The organism is Actinopolymorpha pittospori (assembly GCF_014873875.1).
GTDB lineage: Bacteria > Actinomycetota > Actinomycetes > Propionibacteriales > Actinopolymorphaceae > Actinopolymorpha > Actinopolymorpha pittospori.
Map to the genome: position 1 here is coordinate 471706 of NZ_JADBEM010000001.1, position 19795 is coordinate 491500.

At 67.8% G+C, this 19795-nt stretch carries 17 protein-coding genes; 7 read left to right on the forward strand and 10 right to left on the reverse strand.

Annotation, left to right across the window (positions count from 1 at the left end; all coding sequences use genetic code 11):
- Positions 1–115: 115 nt before the first annotated feature.
- Positions 116–1108 carry a phosphotransferase gene (locus tag HEB94_RS02265; RefSeq protein WP_192748406.1) on the reverse strand — a complete coding sequence of 331 codons (993 nt, stop codon included), beginning with the start codon at positions 1106–1108 and terminating at the stop codon, positions 116–118.
- 531 nt (positions 1109–1639) lie between these two features.
- Between HEB94_RS02265 and HEB94_RS02270 the strand changes: the two genes are divergently transcribed.
- Both HEB94_RS02270 and HEB94_RS02275 read left to right on the forward strand, forming a co-directional pair.
- Positions 1640–3709 (forward strand): alkaline phosphatase family protein, encoded by a 2070-nt coding sequence (locus HEB94_RS02270; protein WP_192748407.1) that lies wholly within the window; start codon positions 1640–1642, stop codon positions 3707–3709.
- Positions 3710–3724: 15 nt separating this feature from the next.
- Entirely contained in the window at positions 3725–6574 is a 2850-nt protein-coding gene (locus HEB94_RS02275) for an InlB B-repeat-containing protein (RefSeq protein WP_192748408.1), read from the forward strand.
- 214 nt (positions 6575–6788) lie between these two features.
- On the opposite strand, the gene HEB94_RS50070 is transcribed toward HEB94_RS02275, so the two are convergent.
- On the reverse strand, positions 6789–6953 hold the full coding sequence (locus HEB94_RS50070) for a hypothetical protein (RefSeq protein ID WP_238361391.1): 165 nt from the start codon (positions 6951–6953) through the stop codon (positions 6789–6791).
- On the opposite strand from HEB94_RS50070, the gene HEB94_RS54210 reads away from it, so the two are divergent.
- The 3 genes from HEB94_RS54210 to HEB94_RS02290 all read left to right on the forward strand — a co-directional run bounded on the left by HEB94_RS54210 (position 6876) and on the right by HEB94_RS02290 (position 10021).
- Positions 6876–7208 (forward strand): alpha-N-acetylglucosaminidase C-terminal domain-containing protein, encoded by a 333-nt coding sequence (locus HEB94_RS54210; RefSeq protein WP_420481570.1) that lies wholly within the window; start codon positions 6876–6878, stop codon positions 7206–7208. The two genes, HEB94_RS50070 and HEB94_RS54210, sit on opposite strands and share 78 nt — an antisense overlap.
- 238 nt (positions 7209–7446) lie before the next feature.
- Positions 7447–8151, forward strand: a complete 705-nt coding sequence (locus tag HEB94_RS02285) for a VOC family protein (RefSeq protein ID WP_192748410.1) — start codon at positions 7447–7449, stop codon at positions 8149–8151.
- A gap of 1012 nt (positions 8152–9163) precedes the next feature.
- A complete protein-coding gene (locus HEB94_RS02290) occupies positions 9164–10021 on the forward strand; it encodes an aminoglycoside phosphotransferase family protein (protein ID WP_192748411.1) in 858 nt (285 codons plus the stop codon).
- A 248-nt stretch (positions 10022–10269) separates the two neighbouring features.
- On the opposite strand, the gene HEB94_RS02295 is transcribed toward HEB94_RS02290, so the two are convergent.
- Positions 10270–10950: a phosphotransferase gene (locus HEB94_RS02295; protein WP_192748412.1), complete on the reverse strand. Its 681-nt coding sequence runs from the start codon at positions 10948–10950 to the stop codon at positions 10270–10272.
- A gap of 359 nt (positions 10951–11309) precedes the next feature.
- Positions 11310–11672, reverse strand: coding sequence for a MerR family transcriptional regulator (locus tag HEB94_RS02300; protein WP_192748413.1), 363 nt, complete (start codon positions 11670–11672; stop codon positions 11310–11312).
- A gap of 265 nt (positions 11673–11937) precedes the next feature.
- Here HEB94_RS02300 and HEB94_RS48890 point away from each other — a divergent pair, with 265 nt between their 5' ends.
- Positions 11938–13899 (forward strand): C1 family peptidase, encoded by a 1962-nt coding sequence (locus tag HEB94_RS48890; RefSeq protein WP_202896066.1) that lies wholly within the window; start codon positions 11938–11940, stop codon positions 13897–13899.
- 253 nt (positions 13900–14152) lie between these two features.
- Here HEB94_RS48890 and HEB94_RS02310 read toward each other — a convergent pair whose 3' ends face one another.
- The 6 genes from HEB94_RS02310 to HEB94_RS02330 form a co-directional block, all read right to left on the reverse strand.
- On the reverse strand, positions 14153–14758 hold the full coding sequence (locus HEB94_RS02310; RefSeq protein WP_192748414.1) for a hypothetical protein: 606 nt from the start codon (positions 14756–14758) through the stop codon (positions 14153–14155).
- 266 nt (positions 14759–15024) lie between these two features.
- Positions 15025–15702: a fibronectin type III domain-containing protein gene (locus HEB94_RS02315; protein WP_192748415.1), complete on the reverse strand. Its 678-nt coding sequence runs from the start codon at positions 15700–15702 to the stop codon at positions 15025–15027.
- A 74-nt stretch (positions 15703–15776) separates the two neighbouring features.
- Positions 15777–16724, reverse strand: coding sequence for a substrate-binding domain-containing protein (locus tag HEB94_RS02320; protein ID WP_273377597.1), 948 nt, complete (start codon positions 16722–16724; stop codon positions 15777–15779).
- Entirely contained in the window at positions 16676–16864 is a 189-nt protein-coding gene (locus HEB94_RS54215) for a LacI family DNA-binding transcriptional regulator (protein WP_202896068.1), read from the reverse strand. Before HEB94_RS54215 ends, HEB94_RS02320 begins: the two co-directional genes overlap by 49 nt.
- A 286-nt stretch (positions 16865–17150) precedes the next feature.
- Positions 17151–18608, reverse strand: a complete 1458-nt coding sequence (locus HEB94_RS02325) for a DUF5110 domain-containing protein (protein WP_192748416.1) — start codon at positions 18606–18608, stop codon at positions 17151–17153.
- Entirely contained in the window at positions 18589–19335 is a 747-nt protein-coding gene (locus HEB94_RS02330; protein WP_192748417.1) for a DUF4968 domain-containing protein, read from the reverse strand. Before HEB94_RS02330 ends, HEB94_RS02325 begins: the two co-directional genes overlap by 20 nt.
- On the opposite strand from HEB94_RS02330, the gene HEB94_RS54220 reads away from it, so the two are divergent.
- Entirely contained in the window at positions 19313–19774 is a 462-nt protein-coding gene (locus HEB94_RS54220; RefSeq protein ID WP_420481571.1) for an excalibur calcium-binding domain-containing protein, read from the forward strand. The two genes, HEB94_RS02330 and HEB94_RS54220, sit on opposite strands and share 23 nt — an antisense overlap.
- The last annotated feature ends 21 nt before the right edge of the window (positions 19775–19795 follow it).

The window sequence follows — 19795 nt, forward strand, 5'->3', positions numbered from 1 at the left end:
GGGGGGCGAACAGGAGCAGGCCGAGCGCCACGTTGCCGCCGCCGAACGCGCGCTGGGCGAGCAGCCGGGGATCAAAGCTCGGCATCCTGCTGTGCAGTTCGACGCGGACGAACACTTAGTCGACCTCGGGTCCAGCCCTACCGAGCGCGTCGTCGAGGAACGCTTCGAGTCGGGTGAGGGCAACCGCTCGGCTGATGTCGACCCCGCTACCTTCGTTCACGGTGTCGCCGACATACGGCATCCACACGGTCATCGCCACTGCGGCCAGAACGTCCCACAGCGGCAGTACTTTCAACGTTACCCCACGCGCGTCGAGGTAGGCCGCGGTGAACAACCCGGGCAGGTGGTCGGCGATAAGCGCCAGCTCGGCCCGGGTGTTGGAGACGTCGGCCTCGGCAGGTTCAAGACGCGCGGCGCTCCAGTCAACGACACCTGACACCCCCGCGTCATCGAAGAGCACGTTGCCGGGGTGAAAGTCGCCGTGGCAGAGCACCTCGGGAAGGTCCGGTGCGACGCGCCGCAGCCGTTCGACTACGCGCGTGACGCCTCCCCCTCGTGGGCCACTGCGCCAGGGCTCAGGCAGCCCGGCGGGGTCGAGCGAACGCCATGCCGGTGTACGGCGAACAGCTGCGGGAACCGGTGGCGACACATCGCTCCGGTGAATTTCGGCCAGCGTTTGCGCCAGCGCGCTCACCCACCCCGCCGGGTCCGCGACGTCGTAGCGGACCGCCCCAGGAAGCGCGGTCATCACCAGCGCCGGCGTACCAAACCAGGTGCCGTCCAGGTCCACCAGCACGGGCGCCGGCGTGGCGACGCCAGCACGGTGCGCGGCGAAACTCAGCCGGTCCCATTCGAGTCCTACCGTGTCGTCGCCGACCAGATATCGCTTGAGCACAAGATCGACCGAGTGGCCCCGGGAGTCGGCAACCCGGAGCCGGTGGGTTGCGGTCGCGATGCCGCCGTCCAGCCGGCCTACCTCGAGGAGATCGCGTGCACCAACACCCGAATCCGGGTCGGCCAACTCGCGTAGCAGCCGGGCAAGCCCGGACGCCGACGGCTCGCTGGTACGGTGCGCCGCGAGCCTCGCCACCCGATCCCTCTGAACCACCCGATCCCCCTTGCCGCCCGATCCGCCCGATCGACCGGATCCGTCTACTCTCGAAGACGGCCCTCGGGCAAGACCATAGCTCCAAACGGGCGGCCTGCGGCTCGATGATCTGTTCGGGCGCGGTCATGCGGTCTGGCTTCGTTCAGCAGTCGTCGGGACGCAGGTGGGGCACCTGCGCACCATGTCGCCGTGGTCGTTGTCGACCCAGATCCGGCCGTGGCAGTCCTCGCGCTTCGGCTTCCCGGGTGCCGGCGATCCGCGCTGGCGGCTCGGCCAGGGCGCGCAGCCGGGCCAGGACGCCACGGGTCAGGTTCCGCGAGCCTTCGGTCGACTCGGTCGCCTTCGCGATGATGTGCCGCTCGCTCCGGCCGGCGAACAACGCTCCTATGTGCCGCGGTCACGCTGACTCGGATCCCGCCCATTGTGCACACTCGTCGGGAGTCTCCGGTCGGGCGGTGTTCACGCGGCGTTTCCTCTCCCCCGGTTTCGTTAGGGCCGCAGTTGTTTCGTTTATCCGGAGGAGCCCGATCGATGGCCAGCGAGCCGATCATCCCCACGTCCGAGTCCGAGCTCGGCGTCAGCACAGAAGAGGTCACCGGCACCACCCGGCGCCGCGTCCTTCAGGGCGCGGGGGTGGCCGCCGGCGCCCTGGCCCTCGGCGGGATCGCCGGGAGTGGCCCGGCCTTCGCCGAGAAGAAGCCGGGCCACGTCCTGCCCACAGGGTTCCACGGCGACATGTCCGATCTGAAGCACGTCGTCATCCTGATGCAGGAGAACCGCTCCACCGACCACTACTTCGGCGCCTTCCCCGGTGTACGTGGCTTCGATGACAAGCAGGCGCTGACCTTCCCCGACGGCAGGACCGTCTTCCAGCAGAAGGACGGCAGCGGGAACATCGTCACCCCGAAGGTCGACGACGGACCCTGGGGCAACGACCACGGGCCCTGGGGCGACACCAACCACCGTAAGTGGGACCAGTGGGTGCAGCACAACGGCGCCAACTGCATGAACTACCACTCCGCCGCCTACATGGGCTTCTACCACTCGGTGGCCTCGCAGTACACGATCTGCGACCAGAACTTCTGCTCGGAGTTCGGGCCGACCGACCCCAACCGCAAGTACCTGTGGAGCGGCACCGCGGGCGGCGAGACTGGTAACACCGACGAATCCAACTACAGCCGTCCCTGGATCACGGTGGCCGAGCAACTCCAAGAGGTCGGCATCGACTGGCGGCTCTACTCCGACAACAGCGGCAACGGACGCCAAGGCTACATCAGCACCTGGGTCGGTGACTACGGCGACAACGAGCTGAAGTACTTCAAGGGGTTCGACCCGGAGGGGCTGAGCCCCGACGACCCGAAGCTGCAGCCCGGCACCGGCCTGATCTGGCGCGGCAACGCCATGTACTACTCCGGCATGTCCTCGCCGAACAACGACTCCGAGGAGAACCTCAAGGTTGTTCTGAAGGACTTCTCCGACGCCTGCCAGCCGGGAGCGGAGTTCCCGCTGCCGGCGGTCTCCTGGATCGTCGCGCCCTACGGGTGGGGTGAGCACCCCTCCGCCGACACCGCGCACGGCGAGCGGTACGTCAAGAAGATCTTCGACATCATGCAGGGCAACCCCGAGATCTGGGACCACACCCTGTTCATCCTCAACTACGACGAGAACGACGGGAAGTTCGACCACGTGTTGCCGCCGTGGCCTGAGGCAGGCACGGAGGGTGAGTACGCCGGTTCCTACCCGCTCGGCCTGGGACCGCGGGTGCCGATGCTGCTGGTCTCGCCATGGACTCGGGGCGGGCACGTCGCTACCGAGGTCTTCGACCATACCTCGACGATCATGTTCCTGGAGACGTGGGCGGCCCACCTCGGTAAGCCGTTCACCTGCCCGAACATCACCGACTGGCGGCGTTCGATCGCTGGTGACCTGACCAGCGCGCTCGACTTCGCCCACCCGCAGCCTGGCCCGGCGACGTTCCCGGACCCGAAGGCCAACAAGCGGGTGTCGGTCTCCGCCGACCACATGAAGCCGCGGCCACTGTCCTTCCACCCGCACGCGAGGCTGTCGGAGGACCGGGTGAGCGGCAAGGTCACCGCCACGATGACTCTGGAAGGTGGCCCGGACGGCAAGGCGGTGAGCTTCCAGGTCTTCCCCGACAAGTACAAGGCGTTCTCCAACACGCCCTTCACCGTCACCGCGAGCAAGCCGCGCGAGTACACCTGGGACGCCTCGGCCACCGACGGGAAGTACGCGTTCTCGATCTACTGCAACGACGGCTTCGTGCGCTCCTTCGCCGGGCAGGTCGTGCCCGCGGGGCAGAAGGACCTCGGCCTCCCCCGCGTCGAGGCCGACCTGAAGACGGGCCAGGACGGCGGGGAGGGCACGGTCAAGATCAGGTTGCACAACGACGGCACCGAACCGCTGCGCTACTCCCTGACCGCCCACGATTACGCCGGCGACGCCCAGGTCGTTCACCTGGCCGGCGGCAAGTCCAACGTCGTGTCGTGGCCGACGAAGGACGGTTACTACGACGTCGTCCTCACCGCGGACACCGGGACCGGCTGGACCCAGCGCTACGCCGGCCGCGTGGCGAGCGTCTGAGAGGCCTGAGACCCGATGACACGCACCCTTCGAAGTCGGCTCGTCGCCGCGATCGCGGCGGTGGGCGCCCTCTTCTTCGCCCTGCTGGTCGCGACACCCGCGGGACCAGCTTCCGCTGCCGATGACACGGCGCCCTTTACAACCCCGATCACGACCGTGGCCGCCGGCGCCCCGATCACGTTCAGCTACTCCGCGCCCGCCGACCGGGTGTCGGCCACCAACTGGATCGGCTTCTACAAGCCCGGCCAGAGCCCGGGCAGTGTCGGGTCGACGTACTGGGTGTACACGGCGAACAACAGCACGTCCGTGCCCGGCAGTGCGGTCGCCAGCGGCACGCTCAAGTTCCCAGGCGTGGCCGCCGGGACCTACGACGTGTACTTCCTCTACAACGACGGCTACACGGTGATCGGCTCACCGATCACCCTCACCGTGGCCAGCGCCCCGATCGCCACGTCCCAGACCACCGCCGTGGTGGGCACCCCGGTGTCCCTGTCCTACCAGGCGCCGGCCGGGCAGGTGAGCACGAGCAACTGGATCGGCTGGTACCGCGACAAGACCACGTGTGGTGCGGGATCGACGTACTGGCAATACACCCAGACCGGCACGCAGAGTGGCCCGCCGGCCGGCTCGGCGCCCGTAGCCGGTGGCACGCTCACCTTCACCGGTATGACGGTCGGGACCTATGCCGTCTGTCTGCTCTACAACGACGGTTACACGATCATCGGATCGCCGCTCATCATCCACATCGTCAACCCAACCCAGGCAGTAGCCGTGACCTCCTCGGGCCACGGCACCGCATCGGCCTCGTCGGGTGCGGCGACCCCGGGTGACAAGGTCACGTTGACCGCGACACCTGAGGCCGGCTACAAGTTCACCGGATGGAAGGTGACCAGCCCCAGCGACGGCAGTCTCAGCATCGCCGCCGACGGCACCTTCACCATGCCGAACGCGCCGGTAGCCGTGCAGGCCACCTTCATCCCGGACTCCGCGACCGTGCACTTCGACGGCAACGGCGCCGACGGCGGGGCGACGGCCGACCAGAGCGTCAACTACGGCGACACGGTCCCGCTGGCCGCCAACGGTTACACCCTGGCCGGCTCGGACTTCGCCGGCTGGGCCACCAGCCCGGCCGGGCACGTCGTCTACGCCGACGGCGCCGACTTCACCGACCAGATCCCCACCGACGGTGCGTCGATCACTCTGTACGCCCGCTGGCGTGGACAGGGGCAGCACCTCGTCTCCATCGATGACGACGAGCACGGCAGCGGCACACCGTCCGCGGGCTCGGTCAGCCCCGGCGGCTCCGTCAAACTCACCGCCACCCCGAAGACCGGCTACCACTTCGCCGGCTGGCAGGTCCTGAAGCCGTCGGGTCTGACCATCGACGCGGACGGCACCTTCACAATGCCGGGCGCCGACGTCGAGGTCGCGCCACACTTCGCGGCCAACACCTACACACTCACCTACAACGGCAACGGCGCTGACGCGGGCAGCACCGACCACACCACGTTGACCTACGACACCGCGGCCGCGCTGGCGCCCAACGGTTTCGTCCGGGACAACTACCGCTTCGCCGGCTGGAGCACGACTCCCACCGGCGAGGTGGCCTACGCCGACCAGGCATCGGTGAAGAACCTGACCGCCCAGGACGGTGGGGTCGCCACCCTCTACGCCCAGTGGGTCAAGCTGTCGGTCCAGCCGGGCAGCTGGAACAGCCTGCCCAAGGGCTTCGTCACCGACACGTTCAAGCTTCCCGCGGTCACCAGCTCCGGAGCCGTCAGCCAGCCGCTGCTCGGCATGTGGAACGGCGCGGCGCCGACCACCTTCACCAAGGTCTCCGGTGATGACTGGCTTGAGGTGACCGCCGACGGCACCGTCACCGGAACCGCGCCGAAGCAGCAGAAGAACGCCGGAGAGATCACGGTCTCGGCCACTGGCGGCGGCACGACCTCCACCATCCTGGTCGAGGTGCCGGTCGCGGCACCGAACGCCGCACCGGACTTCAAAGCGGCGACGTGGAACGCCTGGGACGCAGGCAGCAAGGTCACCGACGCGCCCGGCAAGAACCTCGCCGTCATCGCCGCCCGCGGCCTCGCAGTGATCGGATTCCAAGACGGCGGCTATGAGATGGCACAGTCGGTTGGTGCGGCCCTGGGCTGGTCGGTGCACGGACTCGGTGACCTCGGCATCGTGTCGGCGTACCCGACGGTGACCGGCACGAGCGCCAAGACCGTCTTCCCGACCAATTCGGTCCCGGCGGCCGCGGAGACGGTCAGCATCGCCGGTGAGCCGGTGCGGATCTGGGACGTCCACCTCGACGAGGCGAACTACGGACCTTACGGCGCCTGCTTCGACGGTGTCGGCGCCGCGAGGCTCCTCGGCACGGAGAAGTCGAGCACCCGCTACGCCCAGGCGCGGGTCGTCGTCAAGGCCATGGCCGCCGACCTCGCCTCCGGCACGCCGGTCATCCTGCTCGGCGACCTCGCATCCCCGTCCGCGACTGACTGGACCACCGCCACCTCAGCCGCCCACTGCAAGGTCGGAGCGGTCGACTGGCCGGTCCCCGCGGTGTTCACCACGGCGGGCCTGCAGGACTCCTATCGGACGGCGAACCCGGACCCGAAGACCAGCCCCGGCACCACCTGGTCGCCGGTCGTGGGCACGAACGCCAACGGGAAGCCAGAACCGCAGGACCGGATCGACTACGTCGACTACAACACCTCCGGCGGTCTCGAGCTGGTCTCCTCCGACACTCTGACGGTCGGATGGCCCTCCGCGACGGACCCGTCCGGGAACTCCTGGGCCAGCGACCACGCGGCAGTCGTGAGCAGGTTCCGCGTGAGCAGCAACCACAAGGGACACTGACCAGCCAGCGAGGTGGGGCGTGGCCCGCGAAGGCTGCGCCCCACCTCACGCATCGCCAGACCGTGTTCGCAACGCTCCGCCGGTGTCACGCCCGGTCGGCACGCTCGGGCCGCATCCGAGTCCACGAGTCGGGTCGGCCACCCGCGTCCTGGTCTCGCTTGCCTCCGCCACGCAGCCCCCTTCCTCACTTCTGTCCCACCCGGCCACCGGCCTCTCAGATGCGCTCGTCCGGCTGGCGAACTACGTCGACCTCGTGCAGGACCCGGAGTTCCTGCGGGCCCCCCGGGTTGTGCCATACGACGTGGGGGAGGTCGAGGCGGGATGGCGCGAGCTCATCAAGGCCGCGCCGCAGGCAAGCGAGTCCGAGCGATATCGTCACGACCTCGTCGACGCCACCGTCCAGGTGCTATCAGATCGGCGTCGCTGGAGGTTCGCATCGGCCGCGTCTCACACGCGAGAGTGCAAGGCTGAGATGGCGTCTGCGGGCTCTTCGAGCTGCTGCCGACGTCCGCCGGTCTGCACCTCGTTGCCGTCGTGTCGACGATCACGTAATTCTCCGGGGCTACGGCCGTGGTCTCCACATGAACGATGTACGTCGCGAGCGCGGTCTCCGTGGGGACGAGGGTTGCCGTGATCCTGCCTCGACGGCGTCCAGATAGCCCCCGCTGTCTGAGAATCGTTACGTACCACCTATGTGAGACACCGCTGGTCAGAGCGCTTTCGCTTCCCGCGCACCACACGGCGTATGTACGCATGGTGTTCCTCAATCGGTACGCGAGGGCCGCATCTATCGGGTCGCGCTGCCCCGCACGAAGCTCAGCCGCGGCTGAAACCGGGTCGCCAACGCCAGGAGCCCGCCCTAGGGTGCAGAGGTGGCTCTGCGACTGGAAGCGGTGACCTTTGATGTGGGCGACGCGACCGCGGTGGCGGCCTTTTGGGCCGGGCTGCTCGACCGAGAGGTACGCACCGAGTCCGGCGGCGCGTTGGTGGCGGGTGGCAAGACTCAGGTCGGGCTCCGCTTCGTCACCTCCGACACCAAGGAGATTGGCCCGCGACGGCTGCATCTCCACCTGACCAGCAGCAGCCTCGAGGACCAGCAGCGAACCGTTGAGAAGGCGCTGTGCCTAGGCGGCCGCCACCTTGACGTGGGCCAAGGGGCCGATGAGCACCACGTCGTACTGGCCGACCCTGGCGGTAACGAGCTGTGTGTGATCGAGCCGGGCAACAACTACCTGGCCGGCACCGGCTACCTCGGCGAGGTCACCTGTGACGGTTCCCGGGACGTCGGCCTGTTCTGGCGCGACGCGCTGGGCTGGCCGCTGGTGTGGGAGGAGAACGAGCAGACCGCGGTCCAGTCGCCGCTCGGCGGCACCAAGATCTCATGGGACCCATGGGGCAGACCGCCGATCCAACCCAAGACCGGAAGGAACCGGCAGCGCTTCGACTTGGTCACCGCTGACCCGACCAGCGAGGCGGAACGACTGGTCTCGCTCGGTGCGACCCGTCTTGCCGACCTCGCTGACGGCGTCGAACTGGCCGACCCAGACAGCAACGAATTCGACCTTCACCCAGACTGAGCGTCGAGCCACCGACTCCGATACACGTGCCGGTCAGGGATCGTTTTCCGAACGCTGAGGTGCTCTCGGCGCCGCCCGTCGTGGCTCGTGCCAGATCTGCCGCCCGATTTGGCGACGTGCCACGATTTTGCGTGTGGGCGAGTTGATCGTTGTGACCGGACCGCCCGGTGCAGCGGCCAACGCGATTGGCAGATGCCGCGCGACCGGTTAGAGTCCCTCTGAATGGACGGCTGGTGTTTTGCGGGCCCGTTCCTTCAATTTCGTTGGAGAGGCTGCTCATGTCGGATGGCGTCTGGGGTCGGGTGCATCGCGACCTGCCCGGCCGGCGGGGCACGCGCTGACACGGTAGGTACGGACGTGTCGTCGCGTGCTGCGCAGGTATGCAGCAATGCGATGCTGCCGGGAGCTGCCTGATCGCGGAGAGTCTTGCCGGTGGCCAATTGGCGGGCATGGCAGTCGATGAGAGCACTGCCGGCTCCGCCGGGCATCCTTGATCCTGCCGTGTCGCAGAAGGTCATTTGCCAGCTTCGACACCGTCCGCAGACGGCAGCCGTTTTCACGTAGTCGAGCCTGGCGCCGCTGCGACCCCGCGAAGGTGTCATGTACCCCCACGAAGCTCAACTCTTGCTGCGGATGGAAGCTCGGGCGGAGGCCGAACGTCGATATCCACGAACGTCGAGGCCGCGTCTTGCCTGGCGAATCCGCCAACGATCACAACCAACACCGCCTGAGCCAGATCTGCATACGAAACTGCTGGGCGACCCATCGGTGCGTCCAGACTCGGCCAATCTGATCACTGAGTGCGCGGAGCGGGGTTCAGACGATCGCCGAGGACATCGGGACCTCGAGACCGATAGAGCCCAGGATTCGGGGACCTGTCGACGCGAGAAGTCCGTCCGGGACGCGGCGGTCTGGGTCAGTCGACGTCGCCAATCCGTCGACCTCGTATCGTGCTGGCCGGACACAGGTCGCCCTGGTGCTGCGACTGCGCAGGCGGGGAGGGGACACGGAGATGGAAGCAGCTGAGGCGCGGCGTGCGGTGGCTGCGGCGATGTCGACCGCCTCAGAACTCGACTTGGCCGTCGACGACGCGATCGTTCTCAGCGACTCCAACCGACTCGTCATCCGCCTGACGCCATGCGACATCGTCGCCCGAGTCACGCCCATGACGCATTTCGCAAGCGCAGAGCGAGAAGTTGAACTCGTGAGACGGTTAGCGCAGACGGGCAGCCCGGTCGCCGCGCTCGATGCTCGGGTCGAACCACGCGTCTTCGTGCATGACGGCTTCAAGATCGCCATGTGGGCCTATTTCGAACCTGTGCAGTCTCGAATGCTTCCGCCGGCCGAGTACGCGCAGGCGCTCGCATGTCTTCATGCCGGCCTGCGGCGGATCGAGGTCACGACGCCGCACTTCATGGATCGAGTGGCTGCTACTCAACGAGACGTTGCCAGCCGTGACATCACTCCCGATCTCGCGGACATGGACCGGGCGCTGCTCGCCAACACGCTGCGCGATCTGGGGCGATCAATCGTCAACCGGCGCGCCCTCGAACAGTTGCTGCACGGCGAGCCGCACCCGGGGAACGTCCTCAACACGAAGAACGGGCCGCTCTTTATAGACTTCGAAAACACCGCCCATGGGCCTGTCGAGTACGACCTGGCTTGGGTGCCCAGCGAGGTCAGCCAGGACTATCCCGACGCTGACCAAGATTTGGTCGGCGAGTGCAGGGGGGTCGTACTCGCGATCGTCGCAGCGCATCGCTGGAGTCGCAACGATCAACACCCGAGCGGCAGAGAATCGGGAGTGGCGTTCCTTCACGTTCTGCGGGAGGGTCCGCCGTGGCCGGCGCTCGACGATGTCGTCTGGTAGTGCCCTTGCGCTGGATCGCGTCCGCTGACGCAGTCCGACGCAAGCTGCACCTATCCCCGAAGTGCCGTTGAAGGCGAGCGTGGGCCGGTGCCCCAGACCGCCGCAGCGGGCGACCAGTCCTCCGGCCAGAGGTTGTGGGTCAGAGAATGGCGGCGGCGAACTGGTCGTGGTGGGCAGTCCACCAGCGGCGCCGACGGTCGTACTTTTCGATGCCTCCCATCCGGTTCAACCTCGCGATGGCGTTCGGGTCACCCGCATCGATCGCTGCGCCGCGCGGCTGCTTCGATGCGGGCGAGGGCATCGTTCATGGCGGTGAGCAGTTCTGCTCGGCCGTCCCGGTCCAGTCCGTAGGCGTCGGCGACGAGTCGTAACCGCGCCGGCCGGTCGGCGGGCAGCCAGCCGATCCGGGCCTGGTCGAAGTCGTCTTCGATCGGTACACATAGGCGGGCGAGCTGGGCAACGTCGTAGACAGCGCGGCCAGGGGCAGCGAACTCGAAGTCGAGCAGCGCAACGGCGATGCCGTCACGGAAGACGACGTTCGAGGGCTCTACATCGTTGTGGCACACGAGCGTCCCGCCCGCGGGGTCAGCCAGACTGTCGTTCCAGGTGAAACCCTGAGGGTCGAACCGGCGGGCGGCGTCGTGCAGCCCGCGCAGCAGCCTGGCGATGGAAGCCAGCGCGGTGTCGGACTGGCTCCAGTCCGGATAGGGCGCCACGGGGACCTCGCCATCGATGAACACGAGGCGCTCGCGGCCGTCCTCGTCGATGCCGACTGGTATCGGGGCCCCCCTGAATCCGGCACTTCTCACCGCCTGCAGGAAGGTATGGATCGAACCCGAGTGCGGACTCGAGGGGCGAAGAACATGCGGACCGACCCGGACAATCTGGCCCGCGTTCGCGATCCCGCCATCGAGCTGCTGCTCCGTCACACCGCCACCCTGACAAATGAGTGGGCACCGCCGCCAGCGGGCACGCCAACGTCTCGGCCTGTACGCATATCGGTGAGATCCGGAGGTCTCAGTTCCCTTCTCATCCGCCCCTCCGGGAGGTCCGCGCATGTGTATCCGCAGCTGCTCACCCCGGGTCGTGGTGGACTCAGCCGCTCCAAATCGGTGAGGGATTCCGGAGTGCCGCCGCATCGGCCAGGGCCAGTGACGCGGATCCTCAAGTCCGTCCGGTGAGGGATCGAGCCGTCCGGCATCACCTGGCGGCGATGGATCGACCGGCTAGGTCTAGTCGACGCAGAGGTCTTTAGAAGCCTCACGCCAGCGTCAGGGTCACGCGATCGTCACCCTCGGGTGTGCCGGGCCTGTCGTAGGAACGCGTCGAGAGCCGATCGCTGGAGAGCCAGATCCGTGATGTGGGCAGCCAGCCGGTCGCGATAGCTCTGCACCTTCTCGAGGAACTCCTCGCAGACCACGCCCGCCGGCACTCGCTCCTCTCCCAGGCACGGCAGGACTTCTCGGATCAGCCTCACGGGCAGTCCGGCCTGCAGCAGCGAGCGAACCTGCAGAATCCTGGTGATAGTGGAGGGGCAGTAGTCGCGATACCCATTCGGGTGCCGACCGGGGCTGATGAGCCCTTCGTCCTCGTAGTGGCGCAGCGCTCGGACGCTCGCGCCGCTGACCTGGGCAACCTGACCGATTCTCACGCAGAGCTCAACGCGGGAGCCACCGGCACCCTTCCACTCAGGGCGAGAGGACCGGCCGCCGCGACCACCGGGGCGTAGCAGTCCACGAGCAGCGAGGGTTGGTTCTCCTTGGGGCCGGGTGGCGGCTTGGCCAAAGCTATGCCAAGTCGTCCTTGTATTCAAATGATCTTCGTCCTTAACATCGACACCGCTGGCACCTGTCTGCGAGGCGTTTAGCTTCACCACATTCGCCGATCACTGGCGATCAAGAACAATTGGGGGGCGTGTGCCAATCGACCTCGAGAGTGTCGTCCGCGCCATCGCTTCCGTGGGCGCGTCCTGGGAGGCCGGCGAGACCAGCCTGACCCAGTTGACGGACAGTGAACGCGCCACCCGGCTGGGATTTGTTCCCGGTCCGGGCCAGCTCCCGATCCGGGAGCGGGAACAGATCGCCACTGCCCGGCACGAAGTGCATCTTCAGTCCCTCGCGGCGCAAGCCACGCCCGGCCTCGTCGATTGGCGCAACGTCGGCGGGGTCAACTACATCAGCGCGATCAAGGACCAGGGCGGCTGCGGTTCCTGCGTCGCCTTCGGCGTAAGCGCCGCCATCGATGCGGCGATGCGTATCAATCGGCAACTTCCTTTCGGCAGTCCTGACGCGGGGCTGCTGCAGGACGTGTCAGAAGCTCAGCTTTTCTACGGCGCCAGCAGGACCTGTGATGTCGGCTGGGATCCAGCCGGCGCGCTGGCGTACTGCACGCGTACCGGACTCGTCCCCGAGAGCTCCTACCCCTACACGGCCGGGAACCAACCCGGACGTCTGCCAAACGACTACCAACAAGACCTCACGCAGCTGGCGCAGTATCGAAGCCTGACAGACCACACCGCCACGAAGTCGAGCCTCGACCAACATGGTCCCCTTGTCACGGGCTTCACCGTGTACGACGACTTCTACACCTACAAGAGCGGCGTCTACACCCACCAGCACGGCGACTATGCCGGCGGCCACTGCGTATGTGTGATCGGCTACGACGACACCCGACAGGCCTGGCTGTGCAAGAACCAATGGGGCACCGATTGGGGCGAGTCAGGCTACTTCTGGATCGGCTACGGGCAGTGCGGCATCGACGCGGAGATGTGGGAGATCACCAGCTTCGCGCGGATCTACTCGGCCGTACCCAGTTCCGCGACGGCCCTGGCCGGATTTCCTGTCCACGGCGCCTCGTCCCGGCTCTATTACATGGGTGGCGAACAACACGTTCACGAACTCGGCTGGAACGACCGCTGGTACCAGTCGGACCTGACCACCCGGGCCGTCGGCGCCCCACGACCGGCTGCCCACACCTCGATGACCGGTTTCGCTGTCAGCGGCCGCGACTCCAGGGTCTACCACCTCACTACCGACGGTAGCGTCAACGAACTCTGGTGGTCCGGAGGCTCCTTCTGGGACACCGGTTGGCATGACTCCAATCTCACGGTGGTCACCGGTGCCCCTCGGGCCCGCCCCGGAAGTGCCATCGGGAGCCTTGCCATAGCGGGCACCGACTCACGGGTCTACTACGTCAGCGACGACGGCCACATCCACGAACTGTGGTGGAGCGACCGCTGGGGACACGGCGACCTGTCCGCCCTCACCGCCGCCCCGGGGGCCGTGACCGGTAGCCCGCTGGCATGTTTCGCCAGCGGTGGCACCCAACCCCACGTCTACTACATCGGCGCTGACGGCCACGTGCACGAACTGTTTTACAACAGCGACGGCTGGAGCCATCTCGACCTGAGCCAGGCCACCGGCGCGCCGTTCGCGACGGCGGCGAGTGGGCTGGCCTGCTTCGGCATCGGAGGGACCTCGCCGAGGGTCTACTACGTCAGCGCCGACGGCCACGTGCACGAACTGAGCTGGTCCAACGCCTGGTACGACCTCGACCTGACCGCCCACACAGGCTCCAAGCCCGCGTCGGTCGGCACCTCACTGGCCGCCTTCGCCTACGCCGACACGTCGGCCTGGGTGTACTACCTCACCGAGGACGGCCACGTGAACGAACTCGGCTGGGCCGGGAGTTGGTTCCACAACGACATCACCGCCCTCACCCAGGGCGCTCCCGCCTCGCCGGTCAGCGCGCTCGCCGCCTTCGGCCGGGACGGTTCCAACCCCCGCGTCTACTACCAGACCGACGACGCACATCTGCATGAGCTGTTCTTCGAGGGCCACTGGGCTCATCTGGACCTGACGACCATGCCGACGGGCTGACCGACCCGGGCGCTCCCGGCCATCCCGTGGCCGGGAGCGCTCTGCTCGCCACCGGCCGTCGATGGGTTCCGGTCAGCCCAGAACGCCTGCTTCGTCTGCGCCGTCCGCCTGATGGGGTTGGTGAACCAGATGCCCGCCCTATGCCATCTCGCCCGGCGGGCACACGCGGGCAGACCGCCCGTCCGCGCTGCCGGGACTCCCGCGAAAGGCCCGGCCTCCCTGTGGGCCAACATCCCTTCGCCCGGCACCGCGGTCAGGTCGATGCTCGGGGGATGAGACGTCTCGCGATGTCCGCCTCGCTCTCGGTCGTCCTACTCGCGACGTCGCCGGTCCTCACCGGCCAGGCTGTCGCCGCCCCACCGGCCACTGCGGCACCCGACCCGCCGGTCGTCGTCAGCGAGACGTTCGAACCGGCCGACTCCGGTGCCAGCGGGCTGACGTACAGCCAGCGCCTCGTTCCGGTCGGCGCCCCAGCACCGTCGTCTCGGTGGCCACCCGACACGCTACGGCGACCCTGCTCGCCGTCAACGGACTCGCCCCCGACCGCCACTACGGCGCGCACCTTCACATGAACAGATGCGGCCGCGCACCCGAGGACTCCGGCCCTCACACCCAGTGGCACCCCGGACCCGGTCCAGCCGTCGGTCAACCCGAAGTACGCCAACCCGCACAACGAGATCTGGCTCGACTTCACCACCGATCGCGACGACAACGCGGTCGCGGCCAGTGAGGTGAGCTGGCCGGTCTGCCAGAATTTGGTCCGGTCGGTGGTGATCCACGAACGGCACCAGTACGGCGCCGTGGCCCCGCCGGTGAGGCCGGAGACCGACTCGCCTGCGTCGACGTCGACTTCTCCCACGCGGGCGGACACGTCCCCGGCGTCCCGATGCAGTAGGTGCTGTTGCCTCAAAGCGCTCCGAGCGACCGCCACCAAGTACGTCGTAGACCCACTTGGTGGCGGCCTCCCGTTGCACAGGTCAGCGCTTACGGCAACTTCTCCGTCAACCATGGGGTTGACGCTGACTTCTCAGGCGCCTCGATCGGAGGCTACATAGGGCATCCTGTCCGGTGCCTCGAATTTCGGCCGTAAAGGGGTTATGCGGCCTGGAAGGTGCTGCGGCGCGCTCAGGACGTCCAGTGGTTCGACAGTGCGGAACGATTTCCCGCGGAGTCGACAGCGCGGATGAAGCCGCTCTCGGCGTAGACGCTCTGCCCCATGGGCACGTCGTAGGAGCTCAGGCCGTTGTCGAAGACGATGTCGTACTGCAGGTCGGCCTGCGGGGTGACGTCGTCGGTGGACTCGTCCCAGAAGAGGTTCCACGAGATGATGTTCGGGTCGAACACGACGCGGGCGTTCATCGGCGCCGCGGGCGGGACCGTGTCCGCGGCCGGCGGCAGCGCGACCCGAACCGGCTGGCTTGGTGCCGACGTCTGCGGATTCGGGTTGATGACGGGGTTCTCCTTGTAGACCACCGTCAGCTCGTGCGTCATGCCGGACCTGAGCCGCTTCATGGTGACCCCCGACTTTGCGCCGAAGCATTCGCCCGTGCCGTTGTCGGAGACGGTGATCGTGTAGGCCTTGAGGTCGTAGTTGGGCGGCGGATCCCAGGCCAGGGTGATGGTGTTGCCGGACTGGTTCGCGAGGCGGACCGCGAGCGGCGGCAGGGACGAGTCGCCTGCGGCGTTCACTGAGCTCGCAGTGCTCGCCTGCGCCGCCTGTCCGGTGCCGAGTATCCCGATCCCGCCGATGAGGGCGGCACCGGTCTTGACGATGAATCCCCTGCGGTCGTGCGTGGAATGCATGACTCTCCCAACGTCGATAAGTATGACTACCTCATCCACGTTGAACGGCAGGGATTCGGATCCGGTTCATCGGATCACCGCGATTTGTCACGCACATCGATCTCACAGGACAAGGCGCATGTCATGTGGTGAGCCCGGTTCGGTGGCTCAACGCCGGCGCGATGAAGGTGGGACAGCAGCCACCGAGTCGCGGACGACGATGTGCGTGCCGAGCACGACATGCTGGTCACGGTTCGATGCAGGGCGAGGCGAACCGCGGTCCGGCCGAGCTCCTCGTGGGGAACGTGCACGGTCGTCAGGCTGGGTACGACGTCGACAGCGAGAGGTACGTCGTCGTAGCCGACCACGGAGACGTCGTCGGGTACCCGGACGGTGGCCTCACGAAGCGCCTGGAGCACTCCGGCCGCGATCATGTCGGTGGCGGCGAAGGTGGCGGTGACGTCGGCGCGGTTGGCGAGCAGGCGCCTGGCCGCTTCGTACCCGTAGGTGCGGGTGAACGCTCCTGTCAGGACGAGATCCGGGTCGAGCTCCACCCCGAACTTCTGATGTGCGCGACGGAACCCGGCGATCCGTTCCGAGGTGGTGGTAAACCCCGGCCGCCGGCCGAGGAAGGCGATGCGCCGATGCCCGGCCGACAGCAGATAGCTGGTCAGCGCGTACGCGCCACCCTCGTTGTCGTACTCCACGACGGTCGCGGGCCCTCCCTCCCCGAGGGAGGGCCGACCGTACAGCACCAGCCGCGACCCGGCCTTGTCCAACGCGTCGGCGACCCGGGCCATGCGCTGGCGGTACTCCGCATCCTCCCGGCCGACGCCCACGAGGATGACCGCCTCGGCGTGCTGCTCGCGCATCACCTCGATGACCGCGAGCTCGCGCTCCTGGTCGCCCTGGGTGGTGCACGCCAGGCACAACCGACCATCGGCGGTCGCCTGCTGCTCGACGCCCTGTGCGATGTGGGCGAAGAAGGGGCCGGTCACATCGTCCAGCAGGAACGCGACCGTCCTGGTCGAAGCTCCGGCCAGCGCCGGGCGTGCGCGTTCACCACGTAGTCGAGGTCACGCATGGCCCGCTGCACTCGCGCTCGAGTCGCCGACGCCACCGGGTAGGTGCCGCCGAGAACCCGCGAGACGGGGAACGGAGACACCGGCTCGTTGCGCCACATCCTTGATCGTGGTGCGCCTGCGGTCGTTCGCCGGCATCGTGCACACCCTCCTTCTGTCCGGGTCGCGATCCGACGGCGAAAGGTGTGCGCGGGCCCGGTTCGCTGAACGTCGTCGGATCCGACCGGGCTTGATCTGAGTGTAGAGAGCGCTATCTGGATCCGGGGCTCAACGTGGCCAGCGCAGACCACGCCCCAACTCACGCATCGCCGCGCCGTTCCGGGCGCTCCGCCCGCGTCATGCCTCGGCGGCGCGCACGGCCAGGTCTGAGTCCAGGAGCCGGGTCGGTCACCCAGGCGTGGTCTTCGTGAACGCGGTCGCGAAGATGTGGATCGCACCGGACTGCGGCAGCGTGACCGCCACAACCTGCTTACCGGCCTCGATCGTCACGTCGTTGTAGAACACGTGGTAGGCGGTCGTCGGGTAGGCGGGGCCGGTGGGGATGTTCTTGCCATAGGTGGTGATGGCCGGTTCGGCGCCGTAGCCGGAGGTGTCGGCGCAGCACCAGTTGGGGAAGCCCAGTGACTGCATGCTGGTGGTCCCGTCGGCGTAGTGGATCGTCACCGGGCCGGAGGTGAAGCCGGCTTCGGAGCCGAGGAACGCCAGGTGGCTGCCCTGTCCCTGGACGGCGATCGTCTGGCCCTGGGCCGCCACGTTGTCCGGCGTACCCGGGTCGGCGTCGGGCCAGGTGAAGGCGACCCCGTCGTGGGTGACGGTGCCCCCGGTGGTCGCGCCTTGCGCGGCGAGGCGTTCGGCGATGTAGCTGGAGCCGCCGCCGTCGAAGTCGCCCGACTCCGGGTCGACCTCGGCCGTGATGGCGGTGTTGTTGAACGCCGCGGCCAGGGAGGCGTAGGGGACGCTGACCGTGGTGGAGCGGTCGACGCCGCCGATGGCGCTGGTGCCGTAGAGGTCCACCTGCGTCGCGGTGTTCGTGGCGACGCGCGGCGTCTTGACGTGGACGGTGCCGCCGCGCTCGTCGGCCGCGTAGTACCAGCCACTGTCGGCGCTGTTCAGCTCGGCAGCCGAGGCGACCTGCGTCAGGCGGGTGTTGCCGGCACGGACGATCTCGGGTGCGGAGCCGGTGTGCACGTGCAGGAAATAGTTTCTGGCGTCGGGCTTGCCGGTGTAGGTGCCGTCCATGGCGCCGATGCGTACCTGGATGTTGCCACGGCCCCGCTCAGGTGCCTTGACGGTGAACGTCTGCTCGGCGGAGGAGCCCTGCCGGTGATCTCGGGTGTGACCGTCGTCCTCGTACGCCGTGAAGGTGGTGTCGCCCTGCGGGTAGACGTCGAGGTCGAGTTGGCCGGCGTTCTTGCCCTGCTGCCAGTCCGTCGTGCCGTCGGGGAACATCGGCACGATCGCGCCGCCCTTGACGAACAGCGGCAGCGTGGACAGCGGCGCCGGGTAGTCGTTCAGGGTGGTCGGCCCCTGGTAGGTGCGGCCGGTCCAGTAGTCGACCCAGGTGCCCTGCGGCAGGTAGATGCCGTCGCGGGTGTCAGTGTCGGAGTAGACCGGTGCGACGAGGAGGTCCTGGCCGGCGAGGAACTGGTACTTGGTCTGGTCGCCCCAGGTGGCGGGGTCGTCGGGGTACTCGAGGACGAGCGGGCGGGTGGGGCCGAAGCCGGTGGCGTTGGCCTGCGCGGCAACCGGTAGCCGGGCCCGACCCAGGCCACGTCGGTCTTGCGGACTGCCACGCCGGCCTCGCCGACCTCGAACGGCTGGGCGGTCAGGTCCTCCTCGGTCCACAGGCCGAGTTCGATGCCCTTGTCGCGGAGCGCGTCGCCGGTCTGCGGCAGTTCGGTGTAGCCGCAGCCGTAGCCGTCGTTGACGAGCATCCAGCCGAGCGGGATACCGCGGGACTCATACCCGTCGGCGATCGCGGTGGAGTCGGTGAGGGTGTCACGTTCACCGCGGGTTGGCGTTGTGGTTGTAGCAGTCGGCGTCGCCCATCTCCAGGCCGTACATCGGTGGCGCCGCGGGTGAGGGTCTGGGTGGTTTCGTCGTCGTCCCAGCTCAGCGGCTCTGTCTCTGCCCAGATCGGGTGCTCGTTGGTGGCGTCGTAGAGGGCGAAGCGGAGCGGGTCCTTGAAGACGCGCAGCGCCGCTTTGTCCGTGCGGATCAGGTAGTGGTCGCCCTGGTCCCTCCACTTTGAGCCGGCCCCGGCGTAGTCGCGTTTGACGACGATGTCCGCGTCGGGTGCGTCCGGGTCGCTGGGTTCGGGGTCGGCGTTGGCGGGATCGGTGAACTGGCCGTTGGGGGCGAGCCAGATGCGGAACAGGTCGGCATCCTCGAAGACGACTCGCAGTTTCGCGGCGCCTGCTGTGACGGTGTAGGTGTCACCGTCCGCCTCGAACCCGGTGACCGCGCCAAGCTGACTGCAGGTTCGGATTGACCAGGACTCGGCCCAAGGCGCCACGGACGGGGCCGGGAACGCGCTGGCATACGTCTGGCTGCAGGACGGGCGGCTCGTCAACGAGCTTATGCTCGCCGGCGGATACAGCCGGGAATCCACGTCGGGCGACGCGTCGACGTACCAGGCCCGGTTCGCGGCGGCCCAGCGGCAGGCGCGGGACTCGAAAGCTGGACTGTGGCAGTCGTGCGTGAACACGTCGAGGCCCAAGACGAGGGTGGAAGCGTCCGAGCCGAAGCAGGAACCGCACGAGACCCGTCACGAGCCGAAGCCACAGCCGCCGGCACCCCGACCCAAGCCGCCCGCGCCCAAGCCCGAACCACCGGCACCGAAGCCAGAACCGCCTGCGCCGAAGCCAGAACCCAAGCCGGACCTCGATCCCCGCTTTGGCACCTGTAAGGAGGCCAACGCCCACGGGTACGGCCCCTACACGCGAGGCATCGATCCCGAGTACGACTGGTACCAGGACCGCGACCACGACGGTCTCGTCTGCGAACGCTGACCCAGCCAGACACTTACTCAC

Excerpts from the sequence above, each read along its gene's own strand:
- HEB94_RS02270 (WP_192748407.1), top strand. The coding sequence starts at position 1,640 with ATGGCCAGCGAGCCGATCATCCCCACGTCCGAGTCCGAGCTCGGCGTC.
- HEB94_RS02275 (WP_192748408.1), top strand. The coding sequence starts at position 3,725 with ATGACACGCACCCTTCGAAGTCGGCTCGTCGCCGCGATCGCGGCGGTG.
- HEB94_RS02290 (WP_192748411.1), top strand. The coding sequence starts at position 9,164 with ATGGAAGCAGCTGAGGCGCGGCGTGCGGTGGCTGCGGCGATGTCGACC.
- HEB94_RS02315 (WP_192748415.1), bottom strand. The coding sequence starts at position 15,702 with ATGCATTCCACGCACGACCGCAGGGGATTCATCGTCAAGACCGGTGCC.
- HEB94_RS54215 (WP_202896068.1), bottom strand. The coding sequence starts at position 16,864 with ATGTGGCGCAACGAGCCGGTGTCTCCGTTCCCCGTCTCGCGGGTTCTC.